The organism is Manganibacter manganicus (genome assembly GCF_002075885.1).
GTDB lineage: Bacteria > Pseudomonadota > Alphaproteobacteria > Rhizobiales > Rhizobiaceae > Mesorhizobium > Mesorhizobium manganicum.
In genome coordinates this window covers 59,111-83,113 of sequence record NZ_MDET01000011.1, presented here as the reverse complement: position 1 = coordinate 83,113, position 24,003 = coordinate 59,111, and the positions used below count along the sequence as shown (strand labels likewise).

Annotated in this window: 21 protein-coding genes and 1 pseudogene; 3 read left to right on the top strand and 19 right to left on the bottom strand. The window is 63.0% G+C overall.

Features of this window, described 5'->3' with window-relative positions; all coding sequences use genetic code 11:
- Positions 1 to 9 precede the first annotated feature (9 nt).
- The 6 genes from BFN67_RS08775 to BFN67_RS08750 all read right to left on the bottom strand — a co-directional run bounded on the left by BFN67_RS08775 (position 10) and on the right by BFN67_RS08750 (position 5,316).
- On the bottom strand, positions 10 to 714 hold the full coding sequence (locus BFN67_RS08775) for an ABC transporter ATP-binding protein (protein ID WP_080919244.1): 705 nt from the start codon (positions 712 to 714) through the stop codon (positions 10 to 12).
- Positions 714 to 1,475 (bottom strand): ABC transporter ATP-binding protein, encoded by a 762-nt coding sequence (locus tag BFN67_RS08770; protein WP_080919243.1) that lies wholly within the window; start codon positions 1,473 to 1,475, stop codon positions 714 to 716. Before BFN67_RS08770 ends, BFN67_RS08775 begins: the two co-directional genes overlap by 1 nt.
- Positions 1,472 to 2,434, bottom strand: coding sequence for a branched-chain amino acid ABC transporter permease (locus BFN67_RS08765; RefSeq protein WP_080919242.1), 963 nt, complete (start codon positions 2,432 to 2,434; stop codon positions 1,472 to 1,474). The genes BFN67_RS08770 and BFN67_RS08765 overlap by 4 nt, the downstream gene beginning before the upstream one ends.
- Positions 2,435 to 2,437: 3 nt before the next feature.
- On the bottom strand, positions 2,438 to 3,331 hold the full coding sequence (locus BFN67_RS08760) for a branched-chain amino acid ABC transporter permease (RefSeq protein WP_080919241.1): 894 nt from the start codon (positions 3,329 to 3,331) through the stop codon (positions 2,438 to 2,440).
- Between the two features lie 21 nt (positions 3,332 to 3,352).
- Entirely contained in the window at positions 3,353 to 4,492 is a 1,140-nt protein-coding gene (locus BFN67_RS08755; protein ID WP_158083501.1) for an ABC transporter substrate-binding protein, read from the bottom strand.
- A gap of 71 nt (positions 4,493 to 4,563) precedes the next feature.
- The gene (locus BFN67_RS08750; protein WP_158083500.1) at positions 4,564 to 5,316 is read right to left on the bottom strand and encodes an HpcH/HpaI aldolase family protein; all 753 of its coding nucleotides are present in this window, start codon (positions 5,314 to 5,316) and stop codon (positions 4,564 to 4,566) included.
- Positions 5,317 to 5,486: 170 nt separating this feature from the next.
- Between BFN67_RS08750 and BFN67_RS08745 the strand changes: the two genes are divergently transcribed.
- Entirely contained in the window at positions 5,487 to 6,251 is a 765-nt protein-coding gene (locus BFN67_RS08745; RefSeq protein WP_080919238.1) for an SDR family NAD(P)-dependent oxidoreductase, read from the top strand.
- A gap of 59 nt (positions 6,252 to 6,310) precedes the next feature.
- Here BFN67_RS08745 and BFN67_RS08740 read toward each other — a convergent pair whose 3' ends face one another.
- From BFN67_RS08740 to BFN67_RS08690, 11 genes are all read right to left on the bottom strand, one after another.
- Complete coding sequence (locus BFN67_RS08740; protein WP_080919237.1) at positions 6,311 to 7,081, bottom strand: enoyl-CoA hydratase/isomerase family protein; 771 nt, start codon at positions 7,079 to 7,081, stop codon at positions 6,311 to 6,313.
- Complete coding sequence (locus BFN67_RS08735; protein ID WP_080919236.1) at positions 7,078 to 7,560, bottom strand: MaoC/PaaZ C-terminal domain-containing protein; 483 nt, start codon at positions 7,558 to 7,560, stop codon at positions 7,078 to 7,080. The genes BFN67_RS08740 and BFN67_RS08735 overlap by 4 nt, the downstream gene beginning before the upstream one ends.
- A gap of 3 nt (positions 7,561 to 7,563) precedes the next feature.
- A complete protein-coding gene (locus BFN67_RS08730) occupies positions 7,564 to 9,165 on the bottom strand; it encodes an acyl CoA:acetate/3-ketoacid CoA transferase (RefSeq protein ID WP_080919235.1) in 1,602 nt (533 codons plus the stop codon).
- Between the two features lie 46 nt (positions 9,166 to 9,211).
- Positions 9,212 to 10,744 carry a CoA-transferase gene (locus BFN67_RS08725; protein ID WP_080919234.1) on the bottom strand — a complete coding sequence of 511 codons (1,533 nt, stop codon included), beginning with the start codon at positions 10,742 to 10,744 and terminating at the stop codon, positions 9,212 to 9,214.
- Complete coding sequence (locus tag BFN67_RS08720) at positions 10,744 to 11,505, bottom strand: enoyl-CoA hydratase/isomerase family protein (protein WP_080919233.1); 762 nt, start codon at positions 11,503 to 11,505, stop codon at positions 10,744 to 10,746. Before BFN67_RS08720 ends, BFN67_RS08725 begins: the two co-directional genes overlap by 1 nt.
- The gene (locus BFN67_RS08715) at positions 11,505 to 13,241 is read right to left on the bottom strand and encodes an FAD-binding protein (protein WP_080919232.1); all 1,737 of its coding nucleotides are present in this window, start codon (positions 13,239 to 13,241) and stop codon (positions 11,505 to 11,507) included. The genes BFN67_RS08720 and BFN67_RS08715 overlap by 1 nt, the downstream gene beginning before the upstream one ends.
- Positions 13,238 to 14,410, bottom strand: a complete 1,173-nt coding sequence (locus BFN67_RS08710; RefSeq protein WP_139789094.1) for an acyl-CoA dehydrogenase family protein — start codon at positions 14,408 to 14,410, stop codon at positions 13,238 to 13,240. The genes BFN67_RS08715 and BFN67_RS08710 overlap by 4 nt, the downstream gene beginning before the upstream one ends.
- A 400-nt stretch (positions 14,411 to 14,810) precedes the next feature.
- Entirely contained in the window at positions 14,811 to 15,881 is a 1,071-nt protein-coding gene (locus BFN67_RS08705) for an ABC transporter substrate-binding protein (RefSeq protein WP_080919230.1), read from the bottom strand.
- A 24-nt stretch (positions 15,882 to 15,905) separates the two neighbouring features.
- Complete coding sequence (locus BFN67_RS08700; RefSeq protein ID WP_080919229.1) at positions 15,906 to 17,033, bottom strand: ABC transporter ATP-binding protein; 1,128 nt, start codon at positions 17,031 to 17,033, stop codon at positions 15,906 to 15,908.
- 2 nt (positions 17,034 to 17,035) lie between these two features.
- A complete protein-coding gene (locus BFN67_RS08695) occupies positions 17,036 to 18,736 on the bottom strand; it encodes an ABC transporter permease (RefSeq protein WP_158083499.1) in 1,701 nt (566 codons plus the stop codon).
- Positions 18,737 to 18,789: 53 nt separating this feature from the next.
- On the bottom strand, positions 18,790 to 19,830 hold the full coding sequence (locus BFN67_RS08690) for an ABC transporter substrate-binding protein (RefSeq protein WP_158083498.1): 1,041 nt from the start codon (positions 19,828 to 19,830) through the stop codon (positions 18,790 to 18,792).
- Between the two features lie 419 nt (positions 19,831 to 20,249).
- On the opposite strand from BFN67_RS08690, the gene BFN67_RS24795 reads away from it, so the two are divergent.
- Positions 20,250 to 20,585: a hypothetical protein gene (locus BFN67_RS24795; RefSeq protein ID WP_245295204.1), complete on the top strand. Its 336-nt coding sequence runs from the start codon at positions 20,250 to 20,252 to the stop codon at positions 20,583 to 20,585.
- Between the two features lie 11 nt (positions 20,586 to 20,596).
- Here BFN67_RS24795 and scpB read toward each other — a convergent pair.
- Positions 20,597 to 21,310: pseudogene (gene scpB / locus BFN67_RS08680) on the bottom strand (SMC-Scp complex subunit ScpB).
- A gap of 5 nt (positions 21,311 to 21,315) precedes the next feature.
- Positions 21,316 to 22,053 carry a DUF1403 family protein gene (locus tag BFN67_RS25195; RefSeq protein WP_425349763.1) on the bottom strand — a complete coding sequence of 246 codons (738 nt, stop codon included), beginning with the start codon at positions 22,051 to 22,053 and terminating at the stop codon, positions 21,316 to 21,318.
- Positions 22,054 to 22,781: 728 nt separating this feature from the next.
- Between BFN67_RS25195 and BFN67_RS08670 the strand changes: the two genes are divergently transcribed.
- On the top strand, positions 22,782 to 23,990 hold the full coding sequence (locus BFN67_RS08670) for a transposase family protein (protein ID WP_245295203.1): 1,209 nt from the start codon (positions 22,782 to 22,784) through the stop codon (positions 23,988 to 23,990).
- The last annotated feature ends 13 nt before the right edge of the window (positions 23,991 to 24,003 follow it).

The following is a 24,003-nucleotide window of genomic DNA, read 5'->3' as shown; positions in this document are numbered from 1 at the left end:
CTGGGAAGCTCAGAAAGTGCCGAGATAGGCATCGATAATGTCCTGGCGGCTTCTCAATTCCGCCGAGGTGCCGGTGAGTTGAACCTCTCCCACGCCGAGGACCACGCAGCGCTGCGCGAAATCCATGGCAAGCTCCGCATTCTGCTCGACGAGCAGAATGGTCTGGCCGGCGCTGCGCAGCTTTCCAAGCAATTCGAAGACGGTATCGACAATCTGCGGCGCCAGCCCCATTGAAGGTTCATCCAGCATCAGCAGCTTGGGCTGGCCGATGATGGCGCGGCCGATGACCACCATCTGCTGCTCGCCGCCGGACAGGCTGCCGGCCTGCTGGCCGCGGCGCTCCTGCAGCTTCGGCAATATGTCATAGACCATCTCCAGTCCTTGCGAGGGAGAGAGGTCGCCCATCCTCTGGCGGCCGAGCAGAAGATTGTCCTCGACTGTCATGGGTCCGAAGATGTGCCGTCCCTCGGGAACATGCGCGATTCCCAGGCGGGCAATCTGATGAGCTCGCAGGCCGCTTATGTCGGAGCCTGAGAACATGATAGCGCCGCTCGATACCCGAGCCAGCCCCGAAATCGCGCGCAGCGTCGACGACTTGCCGGCGCCATTCGGCCCGATCAAGGCGAGACATTCTCCCGCAGCCAGATCGAAGGAGATGCCGCGGACGGCGGCAATCCCCTCATAGCGCACTTCGATCTGCCGAACGCTCAGCATCAGTGATGACGCCTCCCCAGATAGGCGGTGATGACGCTCTCATCGTTCCGGATCTCGGCAGGTGTACCCACGCTGAGGAGCTGTCCATGATCGAGGACCGCGATCTGCTCGGCCAACTGCATCACAAAGCGGACGTTATGTTCGATCAACAGCACCGTGACGCCTCGCGCCGGCAGTTGCCTTATCAGGTGCGCCAGGTTCTCGACCTCGCGTGCGTTCAGTCCGGAAGCGGACTCGTCGAGCAGCAGCAGGCTAGGTTGCGAGGCCAGCGCACGGGCAATTTCCAGCAGCCTCACCTGACCCAGCGGCAATGCTCTGGCCGACTGGTTGCGCTGTTTGGCGAGCCCTGCCCTTTCAAGCTCCGATTCGGCGCTCTCGCGCGCCTCACGCTCGGTCTTCGCCGCAGGCCCCAGGCCTAGCATCTGCCCGAATATCCCTCCGCGGATATGGCGGTAGGCGCCCACCATCACGTTTTCCAGAAGCGTGAGATCGTGGCAGATCTCGGGCAGTTGGAAGGTCCGGCCAATCCCGCGCAAGGCAACTTTCTCAGGCCGTAGTCCCGAAATGACCTCTCCGTCCAGGCTGACCTTACCTTGCGTCGGAGCTTGGAATCCTGAGACGACATTGAAGAGCGTCGTCTTGCCGGCGCCGTTTGGGCCGATCAAGGCGCTGATGGATCCTTCCTGCACGCCGAAACTGACATTGCGATTTGCCCACAGCCCGCCGAACCGTACCCCGATATCTTCGATGGCCAGTTTCATACTGTACGCTCGTCGAGCTTCTGATTGCCGCGGCGTCGCCAAGTTTCCGCGAGCCGCTTGACGATGCCGACGATTCCATCTGGCTCGATCGTCAAAAGGACGATGACAAGAGCACCGAAAACGATGCCGTAGGCATTCTGCAACTGGTGGAGCCACTCCGGCAGAAAGGTTAGGAGCACCGCCCCGATCGCACCACCCCACAGCGACCCGACGCCGCCAATCACCAATGCCAGCAGCAGGTTGATCGAGGTGTCAATGGTGAAGGTCTCAGGGCTTATGTAGCCGATATAATGCGCATAGAGCGCACCAGCGATACCCGAAAGCCCCGCCGAGACCGCAAACACTTCGGTCTTCAGCCGTGAAACGTCGATGCCGACGGAGCGTGCCGCCGCTTCGGATTCGCGCGTCGTGCGCATCGCGCGCCCGTAGCTCGATTTGACCATGCGGTGCGCCAGGAACAGGATGAGGATTGCGAACCCTGTCGTCAGATAGAACATCGAGCGCGGGGTATCGAAGGCGAAAGATCCCACCGCGATAGGCGGGATGCCGGCAACGCCTGAATAGCCGCCTGTAAGCCCCCCCCACTCGACGAAAACGGTGTGAAGGATGAGGCCCGTGCCCGCAGTGACCATGGCAAGATAGTAGCCCCTCAGGCGCAGGATGGGGCGACCGATCAGATAGGCCAGGAACGCCGGCGCCAGGGCCGCGGCGATGATACCCAGTGCGGGCGGCACGCCGAGACGGGTTGCCAGAAGGCTCGAAACATAGGCGCCGATGCCGTAGAAGCCGGCCTGTCCCAGAGATATCTGCCCGGCGAACCCGAACAGGAGCGAAAGTCCGATCACCTGCACGAGATTGATGGCGGCGAACACCAGCAAGCTCAGGGTCGAATTCGAGCCGAGCAGACCCGGTAGGATTAGCCAGGCAAGCATGAGGAGGGCGACGAGCGACCGCTGCATATGTCAGAGAGCCTGCGTGTGGCGCCGCTCGGCCCGGCCGCCGAGAAGGCCGGACGGCTTAACCACCAGCACCAGGATGAGAACCAGAAGCGCGACCGAGTCCTTCCAGCCGGACGGCATCACCACCACCGACGCGGCTTCGATCAGGCCCAGAGCCAAGCCGCCGACGATGGCCGAGCCGCTGCGGCCGAAGCCTCCCAGCGCGGATGCGGCAAATCCTTTCAGCGCGAGTGTGAAGCCTTGGTCATAAGTGGCGTTGGTCAACGGCGTGATGAGGACGCCGGCAAGAGCGCCCAGCGCGGCTGACAGGACGAAGCTGATGCGGACCATCCGGCGCACGTCGATGCCCATCAGGTAAGCGGCCTCGCGATCGATGGCGCAGGCGAGCATCTCGCGTCCGAGCGCGGAACGGCTGAAGAAGAGGCCGAGGCCGGCCATGACGACCGCACCGGTTCCGATCACCCACAGCGCCTGCAATTGCACAACCGCGCCAAAGATGCGTAACGGCGGCCCGGCCGTGAACGGATCAAAATAGAGTGGGTTGGGCCCGACCCAGAGAAGGGCGGCGGTCTTGATCATCACCGAGACGCCCAGTGTGATCATGACGATCGTCATCACGCTGCCGCGGCGCACGCGCGACACCGCGCCGAAGTCGACCAAGGCGCCGACCAAACCGACAGCGGCGATCGTCGTCAGGATGGCCAGCCACATCGGCCAGTGCCATTGGCCGATGGCAATACTTGCCAGGATGCCGCCCAGCATCACGAACTCGCCCTGCGCGAAATTAATCACGTCGGTGGCGTTGAAGATGAGATTGAATCCCAATCCAACGAGCGCGTAGATCGCGCCAACCGTTAATCCGCTGATCGCGAATTGCAGAAGTTGAGCGGCATCCATCGAGTCGATTCCTCCGCTACCTCAGAGACCGTGCTGAACGCCGATCATGCGGCCGTCCTTCACCTGGACGATCCACACGGAATCGACACCCAATCCCTCATGGTTGTCGGATGTATAGGTATACGTGCCGGCGGCAAGCTGATAGTTCGAAATCTTCTCGAAACCTTCCAGCATCTTCTCGCGGTCGCCACCCGCATTCTCGATCGCCTTGGCCACGAGATGCAGCGCGTCCCAGCCGATCGTGTCGTAGATTGTCAACTGGTAGTCGTCTCCGTTCTTTTCCTTATAGATCTTGGCCAGGTCCTTTTGACCTTCGGTGACCTGGTCCGGTGCCGTCAGCGTGACCATGTAGATGCCTTCCGCCGCAGCGCCCGCCCCTTCGATGATGGCGGAAGCCGCGACACCCTGCGCACCGATGATCGGCGCCGTATTGCCGAGTTGGGAGGCATTGCGCAACGCAATCGACATGGTCGATCCCGATCCCCACAGGATGACCACGTCCGGCTTGGTTGCAAGCAGTTTTGTCCACTCGGCGGTGGTGTCGGTCGCGCCGTAGTTGACCTTTTCTGCGCCGACCACGGGCATGCCCATCGCCTCGGCTTCCTTCTGGAGAGCCGCATAGGCGTCGCTGCCATAGGCATCGGACGTGTAAAGCACCCCGATATTCTTGGCCTTCAGCTTGTCGTGCGCAAACAGAAGCGCAGCCTTGACATTGTCCGCATCGCTGGTCTGGCAACGGAAGATGTAGGGGTTGTTCTGCTTCGTGATCGCGATGGTGTTGTTGAAGGCACAGGTCGGGACCTTCGCCTGCTTGACAATCGCCGATACGGCCAGCGTGTTGCTGCCCTGGTTCGGGCCGATCATGGCGTAGACGCCCTCCTCGGAAAGGCGCCGGAAGTTCTGAACGGCGATATCGGGCCTGCTCTGGTCATCGCGGATGACAAGCTGGATCTTACGCCCGTCGACGCCGCCATTGGCGTTGATCACTTCGGCCGCGGCCTTGATGCTGTCGACCACCGGTACGCCAAGCGAACTGGCGGCGCCCGACAACGGTTCGGACACGCCGATCTTGTAGCTGTCCTCAGCCATGGCGGCCGTGCCGGCAAGGGTGAGCATGCCGCCGGCCAAAATCAATGTCCGCAGTTTCTGCATGGTTTTCATTGTCTCCTCCATCACGTCCGTTGGCGATTCAGCCAACCTGCTTTTATCCGCATCATCAGGCTCTAAATGCGTCAGCCGTTGCCTCGAACCTCCCGAACCATCCCGCTCAGGGCCTGCGTGAAGATAAGCGTGCTCGAGAACACGGCGACCGGAAAGCTGCGCTTGCGCAGGTCGCCGACTTCCGAGGGCGAGCGCGCGAAGGTCGACGGGCTCGATCCGGCGGCGACGATCTCGGATACGGCCTTGTCGATCGCCGCGACGACGTCGGGATGGCCGGGGTTGCCCGGATGGCCCAGCGAGATCGACAGATCGGCCGGCCCGATGAAGACGCCGTCGACATTCTTGGCTTTTGCAATGGCCGGAACATCGTCGAGCGCGCGCGCATCCTCGACCTGGACGAGCACGATCGTGTTCTCATAGGCGTTCTTGAGATGGTCGGCGAGCTTGACCAGACCGTGCTTGCCGGCGCGCGCCGTGGTGGCGAGGCCGCGAATGCCATACGGCGGATAGTGGGCAGCCTCGGCGAGGGAAGCTGCCTCCTGCGCAGTGCAGACATGCGGCACCAAGATGCCCGACGCGCCAGCATCCAGGGCGCGGAGGATTTCTCCTGCCGTCATGCCGACCGTGCGCACCAGCGCCGGCACGCCCGCAGCTTCGGCGGCTCGCAACTGGTTTTCGAGGGTCTCCGGGGTTGCCGCGCCATGTTCGGTATCGAGGATAACGAAATCGAAGCCTGCATAGGCAACCATTTCGGTAACGGAGGCGGAAGGCAGCATGATGAAACAGCCAATGAGATTTTCCCCGGCCTTCATTCTTTTTTTCAAGCTCTGCAATCCTGCCTCCCTCGGGGTCCTTGCCGCCGGCTCGGACCGCATGCCCGAATCGGTGATACTGCGATCTGTGATCACATTTGATATTGAGTTAGAGCAGGCGTTTTGTCTAGATTGAATCGTGTAATGAAATGTCGCAGAGCGACAAAATCCGGAGAACCGCAATGCGCCTTTTTGATCTGACCGGCCGGGTGGCCATTGTGACCGGCGGCAATGGCGGCATCGGATTGGGCATGGCCAGGGGCCTGTGTGAAGCCGGCGCCCATGCCGTACTCGTCGGAAGAAATCGAGAGAAGGGCGACCAGGCTGCATCCGGTCTGGATGCCGACGGTCTGAAGGCAAGCTTCATCGAGGCGGATGTCACCGACGAGGCCGCCTGCAGGAGAGCGGTGGCAAGCGTTGTGGCCGCACAGGGCGGCGTCGACATCCTGATCAACAATGCAGGCATCGCCATCCGCAAGCAACCCGAAGACTATACGCTCGCCGAGTGGCACAAGGTGCTCGACACCAATCTGACCAGCGCCTTCATCATGTCGCAGGCGGTCCATACGAGTATGAAGGCACGCGGCGGCGGCAAGATCATCAGCATCGGCTCGGTGCTGGCATTGTTCGGTGCGCCTTTTTCGGTGGCCTATTCGTCGAGCAAGGGAGGTCTGGTCCAGTTCACCAAGGCGCTGGCCACGGCTTGGGCGCCGGACAACATCCAGGTGAACGCCATCCTTCCCGGTTGGATCGACACCGAACTGACCGTTGCCGCGCGGGCGCAGGTCGAAGGCCTAGAGGCGAAGATCATGGACCGCGTGCCAGCCAAACGCTGGGGCAAGGTGCAGGATTTCGCAGGCGCCGCCATCTTCCTGTCCGGCGCCGCGTCCGATTTCGTCACCGGTACGTCGCTGCTGGTGGACGGAGGATTCGCCGCCCAGGGCTGATCAGCGACCGAATCCGGCGCCGGCCGATCGGCTGGCGCAAATGCGAGAAAGCGGCCTGCCTACTTCGCTTTGTTCTTGTAAGAGCCGGCTCGTTCCTTGTAGGTCGGGTCGTTGTGGCAAGCTTCCGAGGCAAGCATGTGAAAGACGCCCACCATGCCGCCCGGCTGCGGCGGGTTCGGGTCCAACGCCACTTTGGACAGGAACAGCGCCATCGAGCTGCGCTCGGCCAATCCTTGCGCGAAGGCGATGGCTTCCGGCATCAGGCGTTCGAGCGGATGAACGGCATTGGCCAGACCTCGCCGGTGCGCTTCCTCCGCGCCGATCCGGCGCCCAGTCAGCGCCCATTCCTTCGCCACGCCGAGTCCGACGATCGGCGGCAGGCGCTGCAGGCCTCCCGATCCCGGTATCGTGCCGAGCACGATCTCGGGTAAGGAGAACTGCACGTCCTCCGCGACGATGCGGATATCACACGCAAGCGCCATCTCGAAACCGCCTCCGGCGACGTGGCCGTGCAGGGCCGCGATCACCGGTTTGGCGCAGGCCGCGATGCGGTTCTTTGTCGAGAAATCCAGCTTGAGATAGCTGCGCGCGGCCGCGCCTTGGAACTGGCCGACTTCGCGCAGGTCGGATCCGGAGCAGAAGGCCCGTCCGGCGCCGGTGATGACCACGACCTTGATCGACTCGTCGCCTTCGGCCCAGTCCATCGCTGCCTGCATTTCACGATGGGTCGCGGAGTTGCAGGCGTTCAGCACCTCCGGCCGGTTGATCGTCACGACCGCGACCTGGCCCTCGAGTTCGGTTTTCAGGTAGGTGAATTCCGGCTTGCTCATTTCGGCCGCTTTCTGATCAGCGTGATGTGCTCGCCACTCTGCGTGGTCTCGCCGCGCTGGTTGAGCAGCTCGACGAACTCGGTGATGATGCCCATGTTCGGCTTGCTCGCGCTTTCGCGCTTCTGCGTCAGCTTCCAGCGCACGCGCACCGTGTCGCCGATCTTGATCGGCAGCTTGAAGCTCCATTTGTCCCAGCCGAGCGAGGCAACCCCGGTTCCCTGCGTGTAGTTGGTGCGCCACATCAGGCCCTGTGCGATGGACAGGCCGAGCAGCCCGTGCGCGATGCGGGTTCCGAATTCCGTTTTCTTGCAGAATTCCTCGTCCGTGTGGACCTGGCTGTAATCCCCGGTCAGGCCGGAGAAGCCTGTCAGGTCGCTTTCCGTAATGGTTCGGCCGGGCGAAAACCGTTCCTTGCCCATTTCGAAATCCTCGAACCAGAGGCCCAGAACCACGGGTTCCGGCATCGTGACCATGCTCATTCGTCAATTTCCTCCAAATTTTCCGCTCAAGCCCATGAGGCCGTCGGCCATCACCTCGGGCGGCATTTCACGCAGGTCCGGAGATACGCGCAGGTCGAAGCCGACATTGGCTCGGATGTCGCGCTCGATATCGATGCCCGGCGCGATTTCGATGAGCTCCGGTCCGCCTTGGGTCAGGCGCATCACCGCGCGGTCGGTCACGTAGCGCACCTCCTGCCTCTTCTCGAGGGCACGAGCGGCGTTGAAGGTGACCTGCTCCACCTTGGGCACGAACTTCTTGTGCCGTCCTTCCTGTGCGATCCGCATCCGGCCGCCGGATATCTCGACCCTCAGGCCGCCGCTCGTCAGCGAGCCGCAAAACACGATGCGCCTCGTGCGGTCGGTGATGTTGTTGAAACCGCCGGGGCCGTTGATCTCCTCGCCGAAGCGGCTGACATTCAGGTCGCCGGACGCATCGACTTCGCCGATGCCGAGAAAGGTGACGTCGAGCCCGCCGCCATCGTAGAAATTGAACTGGAAAACGGAATCCATGATGGCCTCGGCGTTGAGCGCCGGCACGAAGGAGCCGCCCAGTGCTGTGCCCATCATGCCCCCGAAGATGCCGTGCTCGTTGGTGAAGGTGACCCGGTCGAGGATGCCTTCCTCCAGGGCCAGCAGAGGCAGCTTGGTCGCAACACCGGCGCCCAGGTTCACAACGTCGCCTTCCTTTAGCTCTAACGCCGCGCGCCGCAGCATCGTCCGTTCCGGACCCGCCTTGACCGTGGCGAGCCCCTTAAGCGGGTGCTTGAGCGCGCCGGCGAGGAACGGGTTCCACCCTGCCAGCGGATCGGCCATGGCGGGAGAAAGCTGGGTCTGGCGCGGATCGACCACGATCGCATCGACGAGCGGGCCGGGTACGCGGACTAGACGCGGGTCCAGGCTGCCCGCCTTTGCGAGGCGCTTCACCTGCACGATCACGCGGCCACCGGAGGCCTTGCAGGCCATGGCGATCTCGGCGGCGCCAAGTGTGTTGGTCTCTTCCTCGAAGCTGACATAGCCGTTCTCGTCGGCCGTGGTGCCACGGATGATGGCGACATCGATGGGAAATGCCGGGTAGAAGATGTATTCCTTGCCATCGATCGTCTCGATGCGGCAGGGCGGGCGCGTGGAGCGCTCGTTGAGCGCCCCGCCTTCGCGGCGGGGGTCCAGAAAGGTGCCTAGACCGACCGTCGTGAAAAGGCCAGGTTTGCCGGAGCCGATGGCCGTCAGCAGCTCGATCATCGAGCCCATGCTGGTCATGTAGCCTTCGACCACGCCCTCCCGCAGGAGGTCAAGCAGAGCGGGATGCCTCGCCCTGGCAAAAGACGCACCGATCAGCCGCGACAGCATTCCCTCGTGCGCGAAGCTGTTCATGCCGCCCTCGCCCCGGCGGTCGCCCGGCAACATCGGCGTGATCAGCGTCATGTCGCGCGGGTGCGCCTCGGCCAGAAAGCGCTTTTCGAGCGCGTCCAGCAAGTGCGCCGGCTCGAGCACCGGCCCGGTCCCCATCACGCATATGGTCGCGCCGTCCGGGATCGATGTAACCGCGGCAGCAGCGTCCAATATCTCAGGCGTCCGTCGTCCCATCGCTCGATCGATCCTTCCTTGATGCTTTCGCAACCATCGGCTGGCTTCAGCCGCCGCCCCACAACCGGCGGACGTTCATCGGAGCTTCGGCGAAACAGGCTTCGTGCATCTCGCGCAACTGCTCCGCAATCGCGATCCGGCATGGCACGATGTCGGCGAGTTCAGCGCGCGGATCGAAACCCGGAGCGATCTCGGTCAGCGTCAATCCGTCCTTCGTCAGCTCGAAGACGGCCTTCTCGGTGACATAGGTAATCTTCTGGCCTCGCCGGAACGCGTCGGCGCCGTTGAAGGAAATGCTCTGCACCTGCTCCTTGAACTTGAGGGGCACGCGGTCGCCGAGAACGAAGCAGAACACGATCTTCCCGATGCCCTGGGTCATTTCGACGAAACCGCCGGTTCCCGGGATGCGCTCGCCGAAGCGACCGACATTGATGTTGCCATGACCGTCGAGCTCGCCCACACCGAGATAGGCACAGTCGATCCCGCCCCCCGCGAAGAAGCGCAACTGGTCGGCTGAATCGATGATTGCCGTGGGATTGTGCGCCACTGGAAACGTCTTCCCACCAGCTGCATAACCGTTGATGCCGCCGAACACGCCGTGCTCGATCGTGAATTCGACATCGTCGAGGACACCCTCCTCGATCGCGATCGCCGGAAGATAACCCGGAACGCCATATCCGATGGCCAGCAGGTTGCCCCGCCGCGCCTCGAGGAACGCCCGCCGCATGACGACCTTGGCCGAATCCAAAGGCCGCAACGGAACGCTAGCCGGATCGAGGCGCTCCAGCCCCACAAGCGTCGGATCGAAAAGCACATGTGTGATCTGTCTTTGCGCGGCATTTTCCACCACCGCGTCGACCAGCGCGCCGGGAACACGGACCATGTGCGGATTGAGCGTGCCTGCAGGCACCACGCGCTTGACCTGCGCGATCACCCGGCCGCCATTTGCCTTGGCTGCCTGCGCCATTACGAGTGCGCCGATGACGGCCGGCTCCTCCTCGAAGGTAAGATTACCGGCTGTATCGGCCGTCGTTGCGCGAATGAACGCGGTGTCGACCGGGATCGCTCGATAGAAAAGCGCCTCCTCGCCGTCGATCTCGATGCGCTGCACCAGCCGATCCCGCGAAATGGCGTTCAGGGCCCCGCCGCCATGCTTCGGGTCCTCGAATGTCCCAAGGCCTACTCTGGTAATGAGGCCGGGGCGATTGGCCGACGCCGCCTCCAGCATTCCGTACATGACACCGATCGAAAAATTGTACGCCGCGATCTCGTTGGCGTTGATGCGCCTGATCAATTCCGGCACGCCCACTGGCCACAGCGAGCCACCGATCATGCGGCGCACCAGGCCGGGTTTGCCGAAGAGGCTTGTCCCGCGTCCCTCGATTTCTCCAGTTCGGATCGGATGGAACTCCGTGATGCCAGCCGGCCCGCCGCTCTCATCGAAACGCGCAACCAGCGCCTCAATCAGGAGATCCGGCTCCTGAACGCCGCCCGCGCCGCCGACGGCAAGGCAGCTTCCCGAGGCGATCGGAGCAACCGCTTCCCGCGCCGATATTACCTTGGTCCGGAGGGCTGCCATCAGCGAGAATCCTTTCCCGACAGAAACTGCCCGGCATTGGCACGATAGCCGGCGCCTGACTGGCAGATGCTGCTCACCATGCCCTGTACCATCGGGGCGACCGCGCCATCCGCCGGCAGGCGCATGCAGGTTTTCGCGTAGCGTATCGCCTCGGAGGGCCGTTCCGAGAGGTCACGGGCCCACGCCAAAGCCGCGTCGAATGCTTCACCATGGCCCACGACGCGATTGACGAGCCCTATCTCGCCGGCGCGGTTTCCATCCATGCGCTTGCCCTCGACGACGAGCTCCAGCGCCCGCGCCGGGCCGACGAGACGGTGCAACCGCTGCATGGCGCCGGAACCCGGAACGCTGCCGAGCGTCATTTCCGGGAAACCGAACATGGCCGTGCTTTCGCACAGCCGCATGTCGCACGCCAGCGCAAGCTCGGCGCCGCCGCCCAGCGCGAAGCCCTGCACGGCCGCAATGCTCAACAGCGGCGACCGCTCGATGCGCTCGCCGACGATCCATGTCCGTTCGATGAAACGGCGCAGGCTCTCGCCCGCCAGGGCGCGCATATGCTTCAGATCGGCGCCGGCGCAAAACGCCCTGCCCTCCCCCGCAATCATGAGGACGCTGCAGTCGCCATCCTCCTCCAGCCTGTCCAGCACGGAGACGATCGCGTCGCACATCGCCCGGTCGATGGCGTTGAGCGCATCCGGGCGGGCGAGCGACAATATCGCAACCCGCCCTTCCCGCGTGAGCTTGACTCGATAGCCCGCCATCACGCCGCGTTCCCAAAGGCCCCCAAAGTGGCAAAGGCGGCGCCGTTCCCGGCGTGCCTGACCATGATCGGACGCGCGAACTGGGCATCATCATGGAAGTCCGCATCCTCGCGATAGTGGCTTCCGCGGGTTTCCTTGCGAACCAGCGCGGCCGCGCACATGGCCCGGCCGACATCGATCATGCTCAGCGCTTCGTTGAGCGCGATCACATCCTTGGCCGTAGAGACGCCGTAGTCGCCGACTTCGAGCGACGCGGCCAGTTCCGCCAGTTGGGTCTCGGCCGTCATGAGCCCGGCCTCGTTACGCACCACAAGCGCGTGGTCGGTCATGATCTGCTTGATGCGCTTGTGCGCGTCCTTCACCTTCAACCCGTCTTCGGCCTTGGACCGACGCTCGATCTGCTCCAGGGCACGGGCAGCTAGCTTGGACGCATCCACGCCGGCGCGCTCACGCCCTACCGTCGCCGCACGCCGGCCCGCTCGCTTGCCGAACACCTGGCAATTGAGCAGCATGTTGCCGCCGAGCCGGTCCGCGCCATAGGGACCGGCCGCGTTCTCGCCGGCCGAGAGAAGACCTCCCACCGAGGTCTGGCCGTGCTCGTCGATGACCAGCCCGCCATTGATCGCATGACCGAAAAGGCCGATCCGCAGCGGTTGGGTCTCGATGTCCATATGCTTCTGGCGCAGCCATCCCTTGGAGACGTTCCACAACTGCGTGAACCCCTTCTGCGGGATGCTGTCCGGATCGGTCGTCCGAAGATCGAGCAGGAAGGCGCCGTTCTCGTCCGCCCGGCCGTCGCGCATTGCATTCTTGGTGGCGATCTCCAGCCAACGCGAGGCATCCGATGCGCTGAAGGGATAGTGCTTGACCTTTTCCAGCATCGCATCAGCCGCGCCGACGCCCGCCGGCAGCGCACCGTCCAGCACGGATTTGCCGTCGTGATCAACGAAGGGAGGTACGCCGCCCCAGAACCAGGTGTAGACGATGTTCAGCGCCGGCTTCACCGTGCCAAAGCCTGCCTGCATGAATTCCATATTGGCAAGCGTCGCGCCCGCCCGATAGCCGAGCGCATAACCATCCCCCGTGATATCGGGAGGCATAAGGCTGAGCTGGAAGAGCTGACCGGCGCCGCCGGTGGTCAGAACCGTGCAGCCCGCTTCGATCACGATGACCTTGCCCTGTCGGGACAACACCACAACGCCGTGTATGCCGCGCTCGTCCTGCAGCAGCGACAGCACGGTGGCACCTTCGATGGACTGAACGCCGACGCGTTGCGTTTCCTTCTTCAGGGCCTCCGTGATGGGGCGGCCATGATGATAAATCTTGCGGTTGCGCGGACGGGAGGCGAAATCGCCCTGCGCAACCAGCGGCTTGCCGCTTTCGGGATCGCGTATGAAGTCGATGTTCCAGCGGTCGAGATCCTCGGACGCCTCCATCGCCTCGTCGACGAGGATGCGCACCAGCGCCGGGTCGGCGCAGCCCTGGGCCGCGGTCATGATGTCGTTGTAATGGACATCCGGATCGTCGAGCGGGTCGCCCGCGCCGTCGCCCACCGCGAATCCGGCCGTGGAGGCAAGGCCGACAGCGGTCGCGCCGGAGACCGCGATGCGCCCCTTGGTGACCAGCACCGTCCTCGCTCCGGCCGCCGCCGCTTCGTAGGCGGCACGCAAGCCCGCGCCGCCGGCTCCCACGACCACGACATCGGCCAAGATCGTTTCTGCTGCTTGCAATCTCACTCCAGACCTCCCGGCGCCAGCGTATGCCCGAGGCCGACGCGCTGCACACGGCTGGCGATCATGCCGCGCTGGATATCGGAGGTTCCGTCAAGGATGCGGTAGGCGCGGCAGTCCCGATAGAGACGCTCGACACCGAATTCCTGCGACACGCCCATGGCGCCATGTATCTGCACCGCCGAGTCGGCGGCGCGGCCCGCCGCCTCGCTGCAAAACAGCTTGGCGTAAGCGGCTTCCTGTGCGGCATCCTTGCCCTCGTCGAAAAGCATCGCCGCCTGGTAGAGCAGCAGCCGCGCCGTGTAGAGATCCGCGGTCATATCCGCGATCTTGTGCTTGATCGCCTGGAACTCGCCGATTTTCTTGCCGAACTGCTGACGCGTCTCGGCATGAGCGATGCTGAGTTCGGCGGCCCGCGAAATGACGCCGACGCCGCGCGCCGCGGCCCAGAGGCGGGCACGCCCCAGGATGAATTTCAAGGCGTTGAAGCCATAACCGACCTCGCCGAGCACTTCGTCATCGCTGGCCTCGCACTCGTCGAAATGCACTTCGGCGCTGCCCGAGCCGCGGCCGCCGAGCTGCCAGTCCTGCTTGCCGACTTTGATGCCCTTGCGCTTGTCCAGAAGAAAGACGGTGATTCCGCCCTTGGCGCCCTTGTCCGGGTCGGTGACGGCCGAAACCAGGAAGACGCCAGCCTTATTCGCGCGGCTGATCCATAGCTTCGTGCCGCTGATCGACCACCGCCCGCCCTTGCGGACGGCGCGCGCCTTGATGCCCGCTGCATCAGACCCCGCGCCGGCTTCGCTAAGGCAAAAGGCCGCATAGCGCTTGCCGGCGGCGAGATCGGGAAGATAGCGGTCCTTCTGATCGGGCCTGCCCACGAGGTTGATAGCGGCCGCCGGCGCGCTCGGCGCGACGAAGAAGGTGACCCCGCCCGGTCCGTGGCTCATCGTTTCGAGCGCCACCGACGAGGCGAGCTCGCTTTCGCCAAGTCCGCCATAGGCCTCGGGGATGGAGAAGCCGAACAGGCCGAGTTCGCGCGCCTTGTCGAGTATCTCTTCCGGGATCTCGTTGGCGCGATCGATCTCCGCCGCGCGCGGCTGCACGATATCGTCGACGAACGCGCGTACCGTGTCGCGAATCTGACGGACTTCCTCCGGCAATCTCAGGACCACTCTGAACCTCCTCCGTGACGGGCCAACCGTCAATCTGCGATCTGTGATCACATTTATAGCCTCGCCGCCTGGAATTTCAAGCCGCAAATCGGGGCAACGGGATTCAATCTCGCCTACCGTCGATTACGCTGAAAAACTCAGCGCGCGGAATATGAATTTCCCTTAGTTACGGCACGTTAGCGGGTTTGCCGGATGTCTACCTCGAAACTAGAACCGGCTCCGAGCCCGATAAATCGAACCCTAAACCGTTCGGCGCGCATCGGACAGATCGGGATTAACTTTGGTGCAATCGTCCCGCCGCCTGGCAGCGAAAATTCCACAAGCAAGAAATCGGCCGAGGGCAGACAGCCTCGGCCGATTTCCTATGGTCCGGCACGCGCGGCAAGCTTGTGGCTGCGATTCAGCGCAGTCCCGTCATTTTGTTCCAGACACGCACGAACTCCCTGCGCATCGGCGTATAGATTGACCAGTCGGTGGGCAGGAGCAGATTGAGCTGGTCGATCGGCACGCCCCCGGGCGGTGGCGCGACATCCGCACGCGGCGAATGAAGGAAGACGTTGTCGGCCTGAATCCGCTGGCCAAGCGGCGAAAGGAACCAGTCCAGGAAAAGCCGGGCGGCTTCTGGATGCGAGGCCTCCTTGATCACGCCCCATATTTCGGGTCCCGCCGGAAGCCCGCCGGGCGGCAGAACCATCTCCATCGGCGCGCCCTTGTGCTTGTAGAGCAGGTAGCCGGAATATTGCGCGCTGACGGCAATCGCGTCGTCGCCATTCACGATCCGATCAAACTGCTGCACGTAGGAATCGAAGGCCTTCGGCCTCAATTCGGCAATCTTGTCCCAGAAGCCGTCGCCATACTTCTTCTTCAGCAGATCCCAGACGAGCAGTTGCAGGCCGGAATTGCTGGACTTGACGCTGATCTTGTCCGCCCAGCGCGGATTGGTAACATCGGGCCAATCCTTGGGAGCGTCCTGCGGCGACACGACATTGGGATTGTAGGCAATGCCGGCCATGATCACCGCGCCCCAGGTCCAGAGACCTTCCGGCTGGCTCTTGAACTCGGGTTTGTAGGCGGCATCCTGCGGGGAGACATAGGCGCCGTAGCCGTCATGATTCTGAAAATCGAGAACCAGACCGGTGTCGGATAGATGCAGGACGTCGGCCAGGAAGCTGCCGGCTTGACGCTCGCGCATCAGCCGTGCGTAGAGCGCGCCGCTCTGCAGGCGCACATATTTCGTCTCGATCTTGGGGAAGAGCTTGTGGAATTCATCCAGCAGCTTCACCGTTCCCGGCTCCGGCGCGGGTGAATAGAGGACCAGTTCGCCCTCCTGTTCCGCCTTGGCGACGTCCGCGCAGGTGGCGAAGCCCTGGACCTGTTGCGGCGACGGACAGGCCTTGGTGGCTCTTTCGTCGGCATGGGCGCCGGCGGCCCACAGGCATAATGCGGCAAAGGCAGATACTATTCGGCGCATGCGATAAACTCCTCCATTGTTGTCTTAGTCGCGGATCAACACGCAATGCTCCGGCTTGAGGCCAGCAAAGGCTTCCGATCCGGGCTCGAGCAATTCGGCGGGGCTGCCGCGCACGGCGAGCGTGCCGAGCGGGCATTCGAAGCGGTATTGAACGAAGTCGCCGTGGAACATGCGCTGCGTGACGGTTCCCGGAACGACATTCGCGGCGGATGGATCGGGGCGCTTGCCCGTCAGCGCGACATAGGCCGGCCGAATGGCGATGCTAGTTTCGGACCCGGTCGGCGCAAACGGCGCGAGCGCCTGGATCGGAAAGCCATCGACCTCGAACTTGATCGCCCCTGCCGACGCCGCGCCAGCGATCCGACCCTGGACGATGTTGGCGGAACCGACGAAATCGGCGACGAAGCGGTTGGCCGGCCTGGCATAGATGGTCTGCGGCGAGCCAATCTGCTCTATTCTGCCGCCATTCATCACCACAACCTTGTCGGAAATGGCGAACGCCTCCTCCTGATCGTGCGTCACATAGACCGATGTTATCTTCAGTCGGTCGCGCAGGGTGCGGAGTTCCTCGCGCATTTCGTTGCGCAGCTTCGCGTCGAGGTTGGAGAGCGGCTCGTCGAACAGCACGACCCTGGGAGAAAATGCGATCGCGCGCGCGAGCGCCACACGCTGCTGCTGTCCACCGGAGAGACGCGATGCCGGCCGGTCGGCATAGGCGGACATCTGGGCAAGATCGAGCGCCTCGCGAACAGCCTTCGCCACCGTGGCCTTGTCCTTGCCGCGCACATTGAGGCCATAGGCGACATTGTCGAACACGCTCATATGCGGCCAGATCGCGTAGGACTGGAACACCATGGATGTGCCGCGCTTCTCCGTCGGCACGTCGATGCGCTGCGTCGACGAGAAAAACGGCTTGCCGTCGACCACGATTTCGCCGCTCGTCGGACGCTCAAGCCCTGCGATCGATCGAAGCGTCGTCGTCTTGCCGCAGCCGGAAGGCCCCAGCAGGGTGAGGTGCTCGCCGGCGGCAACCGAGAGCGACACGCCCTGAACGGCGGTGAACGTGCCGTAGCGGATCACCAGATCCTTGATCTCGATCGTGGCGCCGCGCTCGCGGCTCCCCGCGTCGGCAGATCCTTGTGTGCCCGTCATCTTCAAGCCTGGCCTCCCTTTTCCGCATTCAGGCTGCTGTAGCGGCGGCTGACGTAGAACAGGCACAGCACCGCGATAAGCACCGTCCCCGTTTGGATGACCGCCATCGCGGCGGTGAGTTCCGTCCCCGAGCTCGACCATGAACTGACGATCGCCGGTGCGATCACCTTCGAGTTCGGTCCCATCAGGTAAATGGAGACGCCGAGTTCCCGCACGCTGGCGATGAACAGAAGCACCCAGGCAGAAATCATCCCCGGCCGCATGAGCGGCAGGGTCACGGTCCGCAATTGCTGGCCCCATGAAGCGCCGCAGACGCGGGCGCATTCCTCGAGGCTGCGGTCTATCTGCAGGACGACGCCGGCAAGGGTGCGCACGCCGAGCGGCAGGAGCACCGTGAAATAGGCGATGGCGAGCAGCCAAAGCGTGCCGTAGATCGGGATCGGCATGTTGAGCCACGCCCAAAGCAGCGCCAGGCCGAACACCATGCGCGGCACGGCCTGCGGGAACATCACGATATATTCGATGGCGCCGCGGCCGGGAGCTCGCGACCGGTAGATGATCCATACCAGCAAGAGCATCAGGAACACGCCGATCGTCGCCACGCCGAAGCCGAGTAGAAGGCTGTTGCCGATGGCGCTGCGGATCGAATCCAGACTGAGCGCGGTGGCGTAGTTGGCCAGCGTGAACTCGCTCTGCGACATGATCACGGTGGCGAAGCGCTGGAACGAGGTGAGGACAAGAGCCGCTAGCGGCAGCCCCACCGCAACCACAACATAGAGCCAGCAGAAGCCGAGCAGGAACCAGCCGGATCGGCCGGCATCGATGAGGCGGGGCTGGAATGCCTTGCCCGAAATGGTCGCATAGCTGCCCCGGCGCACGATCCAGCGGTAAAGCGCAAGCATCGCGAACATCACGGCGAACAACGAGATACCGAGTGCGGCGGCCCGGCCGTAATCCGGCGGGTAGGACAGCGTCAGCTCCCAGATCGCCGTGGTGATGACGTAAAAGCGGCCCGGTATGCCCAGAACCAATGCCGCGGCGAAGGATCCCAACATCTCGGCGAAGACGAAGATGAAGGCGCCCATCACGGCCGGGAACACCAGCGGCAGCGTGACCTTGAACATCGTCCGCAGCTTGCCGGCGCCCATCACGCGCGAACTTTCCTCCAGCGACGGGTCCATCGACTTCATGGCGGCGGAAATCATCACGAAGGCCACAGTCCCCTCGAACAGAGCCATCACCCAGGCGACGCCCTCGGGCGTGTAGATGTCAACGATGTGTCCGCTGCCCCCGAAATAGACCCACGCCTGGTTGATGAAGCCGCTCTTGGGCGCCGCGAGGATCGCCCAGGCCAGTGCGCCGACAAGCGGCGTGACATAGAAGGGAATCTCAATCAGCCGCTCGAGCAGGCCGCGGCCGGGAATTTTCGTACGGGTCAGGATCCAGGCGAGGATGAAACCGACGCAGACCGATATCACGGTGGCGGAAAAGGCAACACGCAAGGTGTTGCCGATCACCCTCCAGTCGAGGACGGAATCGAGATAGTTCGCAAGACCGAGCTCCTCGGGCGGGAATATCTGCGGGTCGCCGACATTGAGCGATTCCGTCACCAGGAAGAAGATCGGATAGAGAACCAGGAAGCCGCAAACGAGGAGGATGATCAGGGTGACGAATGCCTGCGTCCGGTTTCCGGCCGCGGGCATGCGCCAGCGCCACGCGGACGCGGTTGCCACGTCCGCGTTTTCTTCCGCCACGTTCATTTCATGCCCGTCATCGAACGCATGTCGCGCAGGAACTGGGGCCGGCTCTTGGCAAAGTCGATCCAGTCCTGCGGCCACAGCAGGTGCATCTTTGTGATCGGCAGCGCACCTTCCGGCGGCGCCACGTCCTCGCGCGGCGAATGGAAGAACCAGTATTTGACGGACGCCTGCTGCCCTGATTTCGACAAATACCAATCCAGGAATAGCCTGGCGGCATTCGGATGCGGCGCGGTGTTGACGACACCGACGACCTCGGGGCTGGAGGGCAGGCCGCTGGTCGGCGCGACGAACGCGATCGGTGCGCCCTTGTTCTTGAATTCAAGATAGGCGGCGTATTGCGCAGTGAGCCCGATCTTATCGTCGCCGTTCACCAGGCGGTCGAACTGCTGCACCATCGAATCGAAGGCGCGCGGCTGCTGCTCAGCCATCTTGTCCCAGAACGTGTCGTCGAGCTTGTTCAACTCGTACCACGTCACGTGCTGCATGCCGGAATTGGCGGATTTCATGCTGACGCTGCCGTGCCATTTCGGATCGAGCGCATCCGCCCAGTCCTTCGGCGCCTCTGCGGCGGACACGACCTTGGGATTGTATGCCATGCCAGCAGGCATCAAGACCGCCCAAGTCCAATAACCCTTCGGCTCGCTGAGATATTCCGGTTTATAGGCCGACAGTTCGGGCGAGACGTAGGGTGCGTAACCGCCCTTGGATTGGAAATCCAAGACGAGACCCATATCGCCGATCTGGAAGACGTCCGCGAGGTGGCTGCCGCCTTGCCGCTCGCTCATCAGCCGCGCGTACAGGGCGCCCGCCTGCAGCCGGATGTAGCTCGTCTTGATCTTGGGAAAGAGTTTTTCGAATTCGCCAAGTACCTTCACGGTGCCGTGCTCGACATCGGTCGCATAAAAAACCAGCTCTCCTTCCTGTTCGGCCTTCGCAATGTCGGCGCAGGTTTTGAAGCCTTGGACTTCGCTAGGCGAAGAACACACAGCCGGAGCCTCCTCGGCGCTGGCGCCGCTCAGTGCCGCACTGGTCAGCACCGCAGCGGCAAGTACAATTCCTGATTTCATCAAATCCTCCCTATTTGGCACGGCCTCTATCAGCCGCTTCGAAGGCCCCTTCCGCGACGAGACCACATGCAGTGACAGACACAGAAGCGAGTGTCAGCCGCAGTTCGCGGCCTCCCTTTGCCATCCCATTATGTGCGATCTATGATCACACTTTACCCCGTTTGGGCACGTTTACAAGTCCGTTTGTTCGGTAGACGCGACTAGGCTCTGGATGCCTTGAAATAGGGGCTCCATGAAAACCTGTAGATTGATGCATGAGCCGGTGTTGCCCGAGCATAACTGCATCGATTTCTGAGCTGTGCCAGTGAATCGGGTACGTTCCCTGTGAGCCTCGATGGTGTCGCCTCAATGACCGATGCCCGGCCGGCGATAGTTCCCTGGTGTTGGTGGTGGCCATCCGCATGCCGCTCGGCGGCGGTGTTGAGCTAAGAACCCAATCCTCGAGTTCGCGCTCGCTGTGCCCACCGCCTGAGATCGTATTCGATATTGCGCCAGCCAGCATGATTGCGACGCTCGCAACGATGCAATTCGGCCGTCTCTGTCGAATACCACTGGTCACCACGGCGGGCCTTCGCGGCATCCTGCTTCCGTCGCTGCGGCATGCCGGCGGCATTAACCTGGTGATTTTTCTGGCTAACCTTGTCGACGGCGATAACATCACGATCCCGATCACCGGCTGCCGCAGGATCAGTCTTCGTGGCCATGAGCTACCCGGCCATCCCTGAATATTGTCCGTTCAAAAGACCTGATCTTCGACGATATCGGCCTCCGGCTCTTCTTCGTCGCCCTCTCCGCTCGCCAGCGCGGTTGGGGTATCCCCGGCCAGCAGCTTCTCCTTCGACAGCAGGCCCGCGTCCTCGAGCGCCTCGAAATCCGGCAAATCCCGCAGCGTATCGAGCCCGAACTCAAGCAGGAATTATTTGGTCGTCACGTAGGTATAGGGCGCGCCGGGCGTCGGAATGCGCGGGCCAGAGGCGATCAGACCAGCGCCGCGCAGACGGCCGATCAGGTCTCAGCTGATTTCCTTTCCGAAGAAAGACGACAACTCGGCGCGGGTGATCGGCTGGAAATAAGCGATGCACATCAGTACCAGGATTTCGGACTGCGTCAGGTCGGCCGTCTCCTCGCCTGCGCCAACCGCCGCCCGGATGGCATCAGCATGGCCGGCCGGGTCAGATGCTTCCAGCCGCCGGCGACGGAAACCAGGTCGTAGGGCCGGCCACGCAGCTCCTCGCGAATGTCGTCGATCAGAAGATCGATGCTGCAGCTTTTGCCGACGATCTTCGCCAGCGCCTCGCGGTCGACCGGATCGCTGGCGGCAAAGATCGTCGCTTCGACACGGTTCATCCATTCGCGCCAGCGCTTCCGGCGGCAGATGATCCAGTTCGCGGTCAAAGAGGCCTTCGCCTCCCTGCCCTTCTCTTCGTCGCCTGGCCGCTCGCTCCGCTATGGTGTCTAGAGCCCATAGATGCGGAAGGTCGGACGACCGGACAATTCACGCACGGCGCCGAGTTCGACCAGCCGATCGAACAGGCGGCGCAGGCCGCGGTCGCTCATCCCGGCGATCTGTTCCGAGGCAACGATTGCGTCATCGGACAGAAGCCGTTCGATGACAAGACCGGATGCCCGGGCACGGAACTTCGGCGCCACCGTGAGCAACCGTTCCGATCGGCGCCCGGGTTCGCCCGACTGATCAATCGCGCGCAACGCAGCACGGGCCTGAGCGGCAAGCAGACTTTTCGCCCAGGCCTCCTCCTTATCAATGCCCGTCGTCGCCGTAAGGACGGCTCCTGATCGGCGCGGACGACCGATGCCGACGCCGGAACCATCTCCGCACCCAGCAGCGGCACCGCGTGTGTCCAGCCTAGGCAGCGCGCCAAAAGGGCGTCTGCGAGCCAGGCGCCGACGGCGCGTCCGAACCCGGATCGCCCGGCGGCGATGAAGGCACCCTTCAGCATTCCGACCATGTCCTCTGTCGAAAGCCGGGGTAGTTCGCCCGCCAGATCGCTGACCACCTCGTCGTCGGGGGCGTAGCCGAACTCGTCCAACACCGTAGCGAGGTTTTTTTCCGTCAGCCCCTTCTCCGCGGGCCGTGTCGCCAGCCAGCGCCAGGCCATCAGCATGCGGCCAGCCGGACCGGCGGTCGTAGACCCGTGCGACAAAAATCGCCGGGACGCGTGAGCAAAACGGCATCACGCAAGGCGGCTTCGTCCTCGACGCGCCGGCCTGTCTTGTCGTTACCGCAGCCGCGCTAAGCGCCAGCCGCTGACGCAAGGCACCGGCCCACCGCTGCTGCTGGCTTCTGACATGCGTCAACCTCCGACTGAGGCAGGTTAGCCTGACTGTAATCTTTCCGATTGTCGCTCGGCACTTAATGATGAGAATCATGCTTCAATGATTTCAGATGCTTACGCCAGCACTTAATTTGCGAATGGGCAGTTAATTCGATAATGCGCATTGGCTTTTGTCACTTAATGTGAGAATGAGACTCGTGATGTTTTCCTCGCGAGCCTGCCATGAGAGATCGGATCCCTGATGAGATCGACGAAGCGCTTTGGGATGAAGCTTGCCGAAGGGCAGATGCGCTCCGTGAATTCCTGAGGCGCAATCCTGACGGTGCGACCGCGGCAAACGTTTCGGGGCTCGCTGCCGGGATGAATGTGAGTCAGGCGACGGCCTACCGGCTGATCAAGCTGTTCCGCGTCGGCGGGACCGTTCTGTCTCTTGTCGATCGCAAGCGTGGACGGCCTGTGGGTCATCGTACGCTGGACGAGAAACGGGAGGAGATCGTTAGCAAGACTATCAAAAAGTTCTACTTGAAGCGGACCCGACCGACGATCTCGCAGTTGGTGCGGGACGTGCAGACGAACTGCATTTCGGTCGGGCTGAAGCCGCCACATCGCCGAACGATCGTCGCCCGCGTGAAGGACATCGACCTGCAGAAGCGCGCAAATCGGCGTGGCGAACAGAAAATCGTCAAGGCGACAACGGCCGTCCCCGGATCATTCGAAGTCTCCCGTCCCCTGGCAGTGGTCCAGATCGACCATACCAAGGCAGACATCTTTGTCGTTGACGAGGAGACGCGGCAGCCGATCGGACGGCCATGGCTGACGCTGGCGATGGATGTCTGCAGCCGGATGGTGACCGGCTTTTATCTCACGATGGAGGCGCCGTCCCACCTGTCCACCAGCATGTGCCTGCTACACTCCGTCTTCGACAAATCGGCATGGCTGCGGGAGCGCGAGATAACGGAGTCCTGGCCCGTCGCCGGTCTGCCGGACATGGTGCATGTTGACAATGGTGCCGACTTCCGAAGCCGGGCCTTCAAGCGAGGGTGCCAGGACGCGGGCATCGCGATCGAGTGGCGGCCACCCGGTGAGCCGCGTTTCGGCGGTCATATCGAGCGCCTGATCGGCACTCAGATGGGCAGGCTGCATCTCCTGCCCGGAACAACGTTCAGCAACGAACAGGAGTTGGGCGCCTATGACTCGAAGCGACATGCGGCACTGACTCTGAGGGAGCTCGAGCGCTACATCGCTCTCGACATTGTCGGCGCTTATCATCAATCGATCCACAGCAGTCTGGGTCGACCGCCGATCGCGGTGTGGCGGGAGCACGAGGGCGAAATCCCGCTTCGGTTGCCGCAAGATCGAATGCGCTTCTGGCTGACGTTCCTGCCGGAGCAGGAGCGGACGTTGATGCCTGACGGGATTCATCTGTTCAAACTGCGCTACTGGTCGCCGGCATTGAGCGCCGACGTCGGACGTTCTGACCGGCGCCTACTCGTAAAATATGATCCGCGCGACATGGCGCGCATCTTCGTCCGGCGGCCATCGGGAAACTTCGTTGAGGCCCGTTATGCCGACGTGACCCTGCCCTCGATAACGCTACACGAGGCACTAACCGCCCGGCGTACCTTACGTGCGAAGGGCCGTCGCGAAGTCGACACCCGCGCCATCGTCCGCACCGCCGTCGCGCAGCGGGAATTGGTCGAGGCGGCAACCAATAAGACGGCGGCTGCGCGACGCGGGAAGGCTTCTTCGAAATCGAAGGTGGATGATCGGGGATTGGGCTCGCTCCGCGGCGTCGACTCCAGCAAACCTGTACCCTTTGTTGAGGATACAGATTGAGCTGGAGTGAAAC

Bases quoted from the DNA above. Each gene is read 5' to 3' on its own strand.
- BFN67_RS08775 (WP_080919244.1), bottom strand. From the start codon at position 714: ATGCTGAGCGTTCGGCAGATCGAAGTGCGCTATGAGGGGATTGCCGCC.
- BFN67_RS08770 (WP_080919243.1), bottom strand. From the start codon at position 1,475: ATGAAACTGGCCATCGAAGATATCGGGGTACGGTTCGGCGGGCTGTGG.
- BFN67_RS08765 (WP_080919242.1), bottom strand. From the start codon at position 2,434: ATGCAGCGGTCGCTCGTCGCCCTCCTCATGCTTGCCTGGCTAATCCTA.
- BFN67_RS08760 (WP_080919241.1), bottom strand. From the start codon at position 3,331: ATGGATGCCGCTCAACTTCTGCAATTCGCGATCAGCGGATTAACGGTT.
- BFN67_RS08755 (WP_158083501.1), bottom strand. From the start codon at position 4,492: ATGAAAACCATGCAGAAACTGCGGACATTGATTTTGGCCGGCGGCATG.
- BFN67_RS08745 (WP_080919238.1), top strand. From the start codon at position 5,487: ATGCGCCTTTTTGATCTGACCGGCCGGGTGGCCATTGTGACCGGCGGC.
- BFN67_RS08740 (WP_080919237.1), bottom strand. From the start codon at position 7,081: ATGAGCAAGCCGGAATTCACCTACCTGAAAACCGAACTCGAGGGCCAG.
- BFN67_RS08735 (WP_080919236.1), bottom strand. From the start codon at position 7,560: ATGAGCATGGTCACGATGCCGGAACCCGTGGTTCTGGGCCTCTGGTTC.
- BFN67_RS08730 (WP_080919235.1), bottom strand. From the start codon at position 9,165: ATGGGACGACGGACGCCTGAGATATTGGACGCTGCTGCCGCGGTTACA.
- BFN67_RS08725 (WP_080919234.1), bottom strand. From the start codon at position 10,744: ATGGCAGCCCTCCGGACCAAGGTAATATCGGCGCGGGAAGCGGTTGCT.
- BFN67_RS08720 (WP_080919233.1), bottom strand. From the start codon at position 11,505: ATGGCGGGCTATCGAGTCAAGCTCACGCGGGAAGGGCGGGTTGCGATA.
- BFN67_RS08705 (WP_080919230.1), bottom strand. From the start codon at position 15,881: ATGCGCCGAATAGTATCTGCCTTTGCCGCATTATGCCTGTGGGCCGCC.
- BFN67_RS08700 (WP_080919229.1), bottom strand. From the start codon at position 17,033: ATGACGGGCACACAAGGATCTGCCGACGCGGGGAGCCGCGAGCGCGGC.
- BFN67_RS08695 (WP_158083499.1), bottom strand. From the start codon at position 18,736: ATGCCCGCGGCCGGAAACCGGACGCAGGCATTCGTCACCCTGATCATC.
- BFN67_RS25195 (WP_425349763.1), bottom strand. From the start codon at position 22,053: ATGCCGTTTTGCTCACGCGTCCCGGCGATTTTTGTCGCACGGGTCTAC.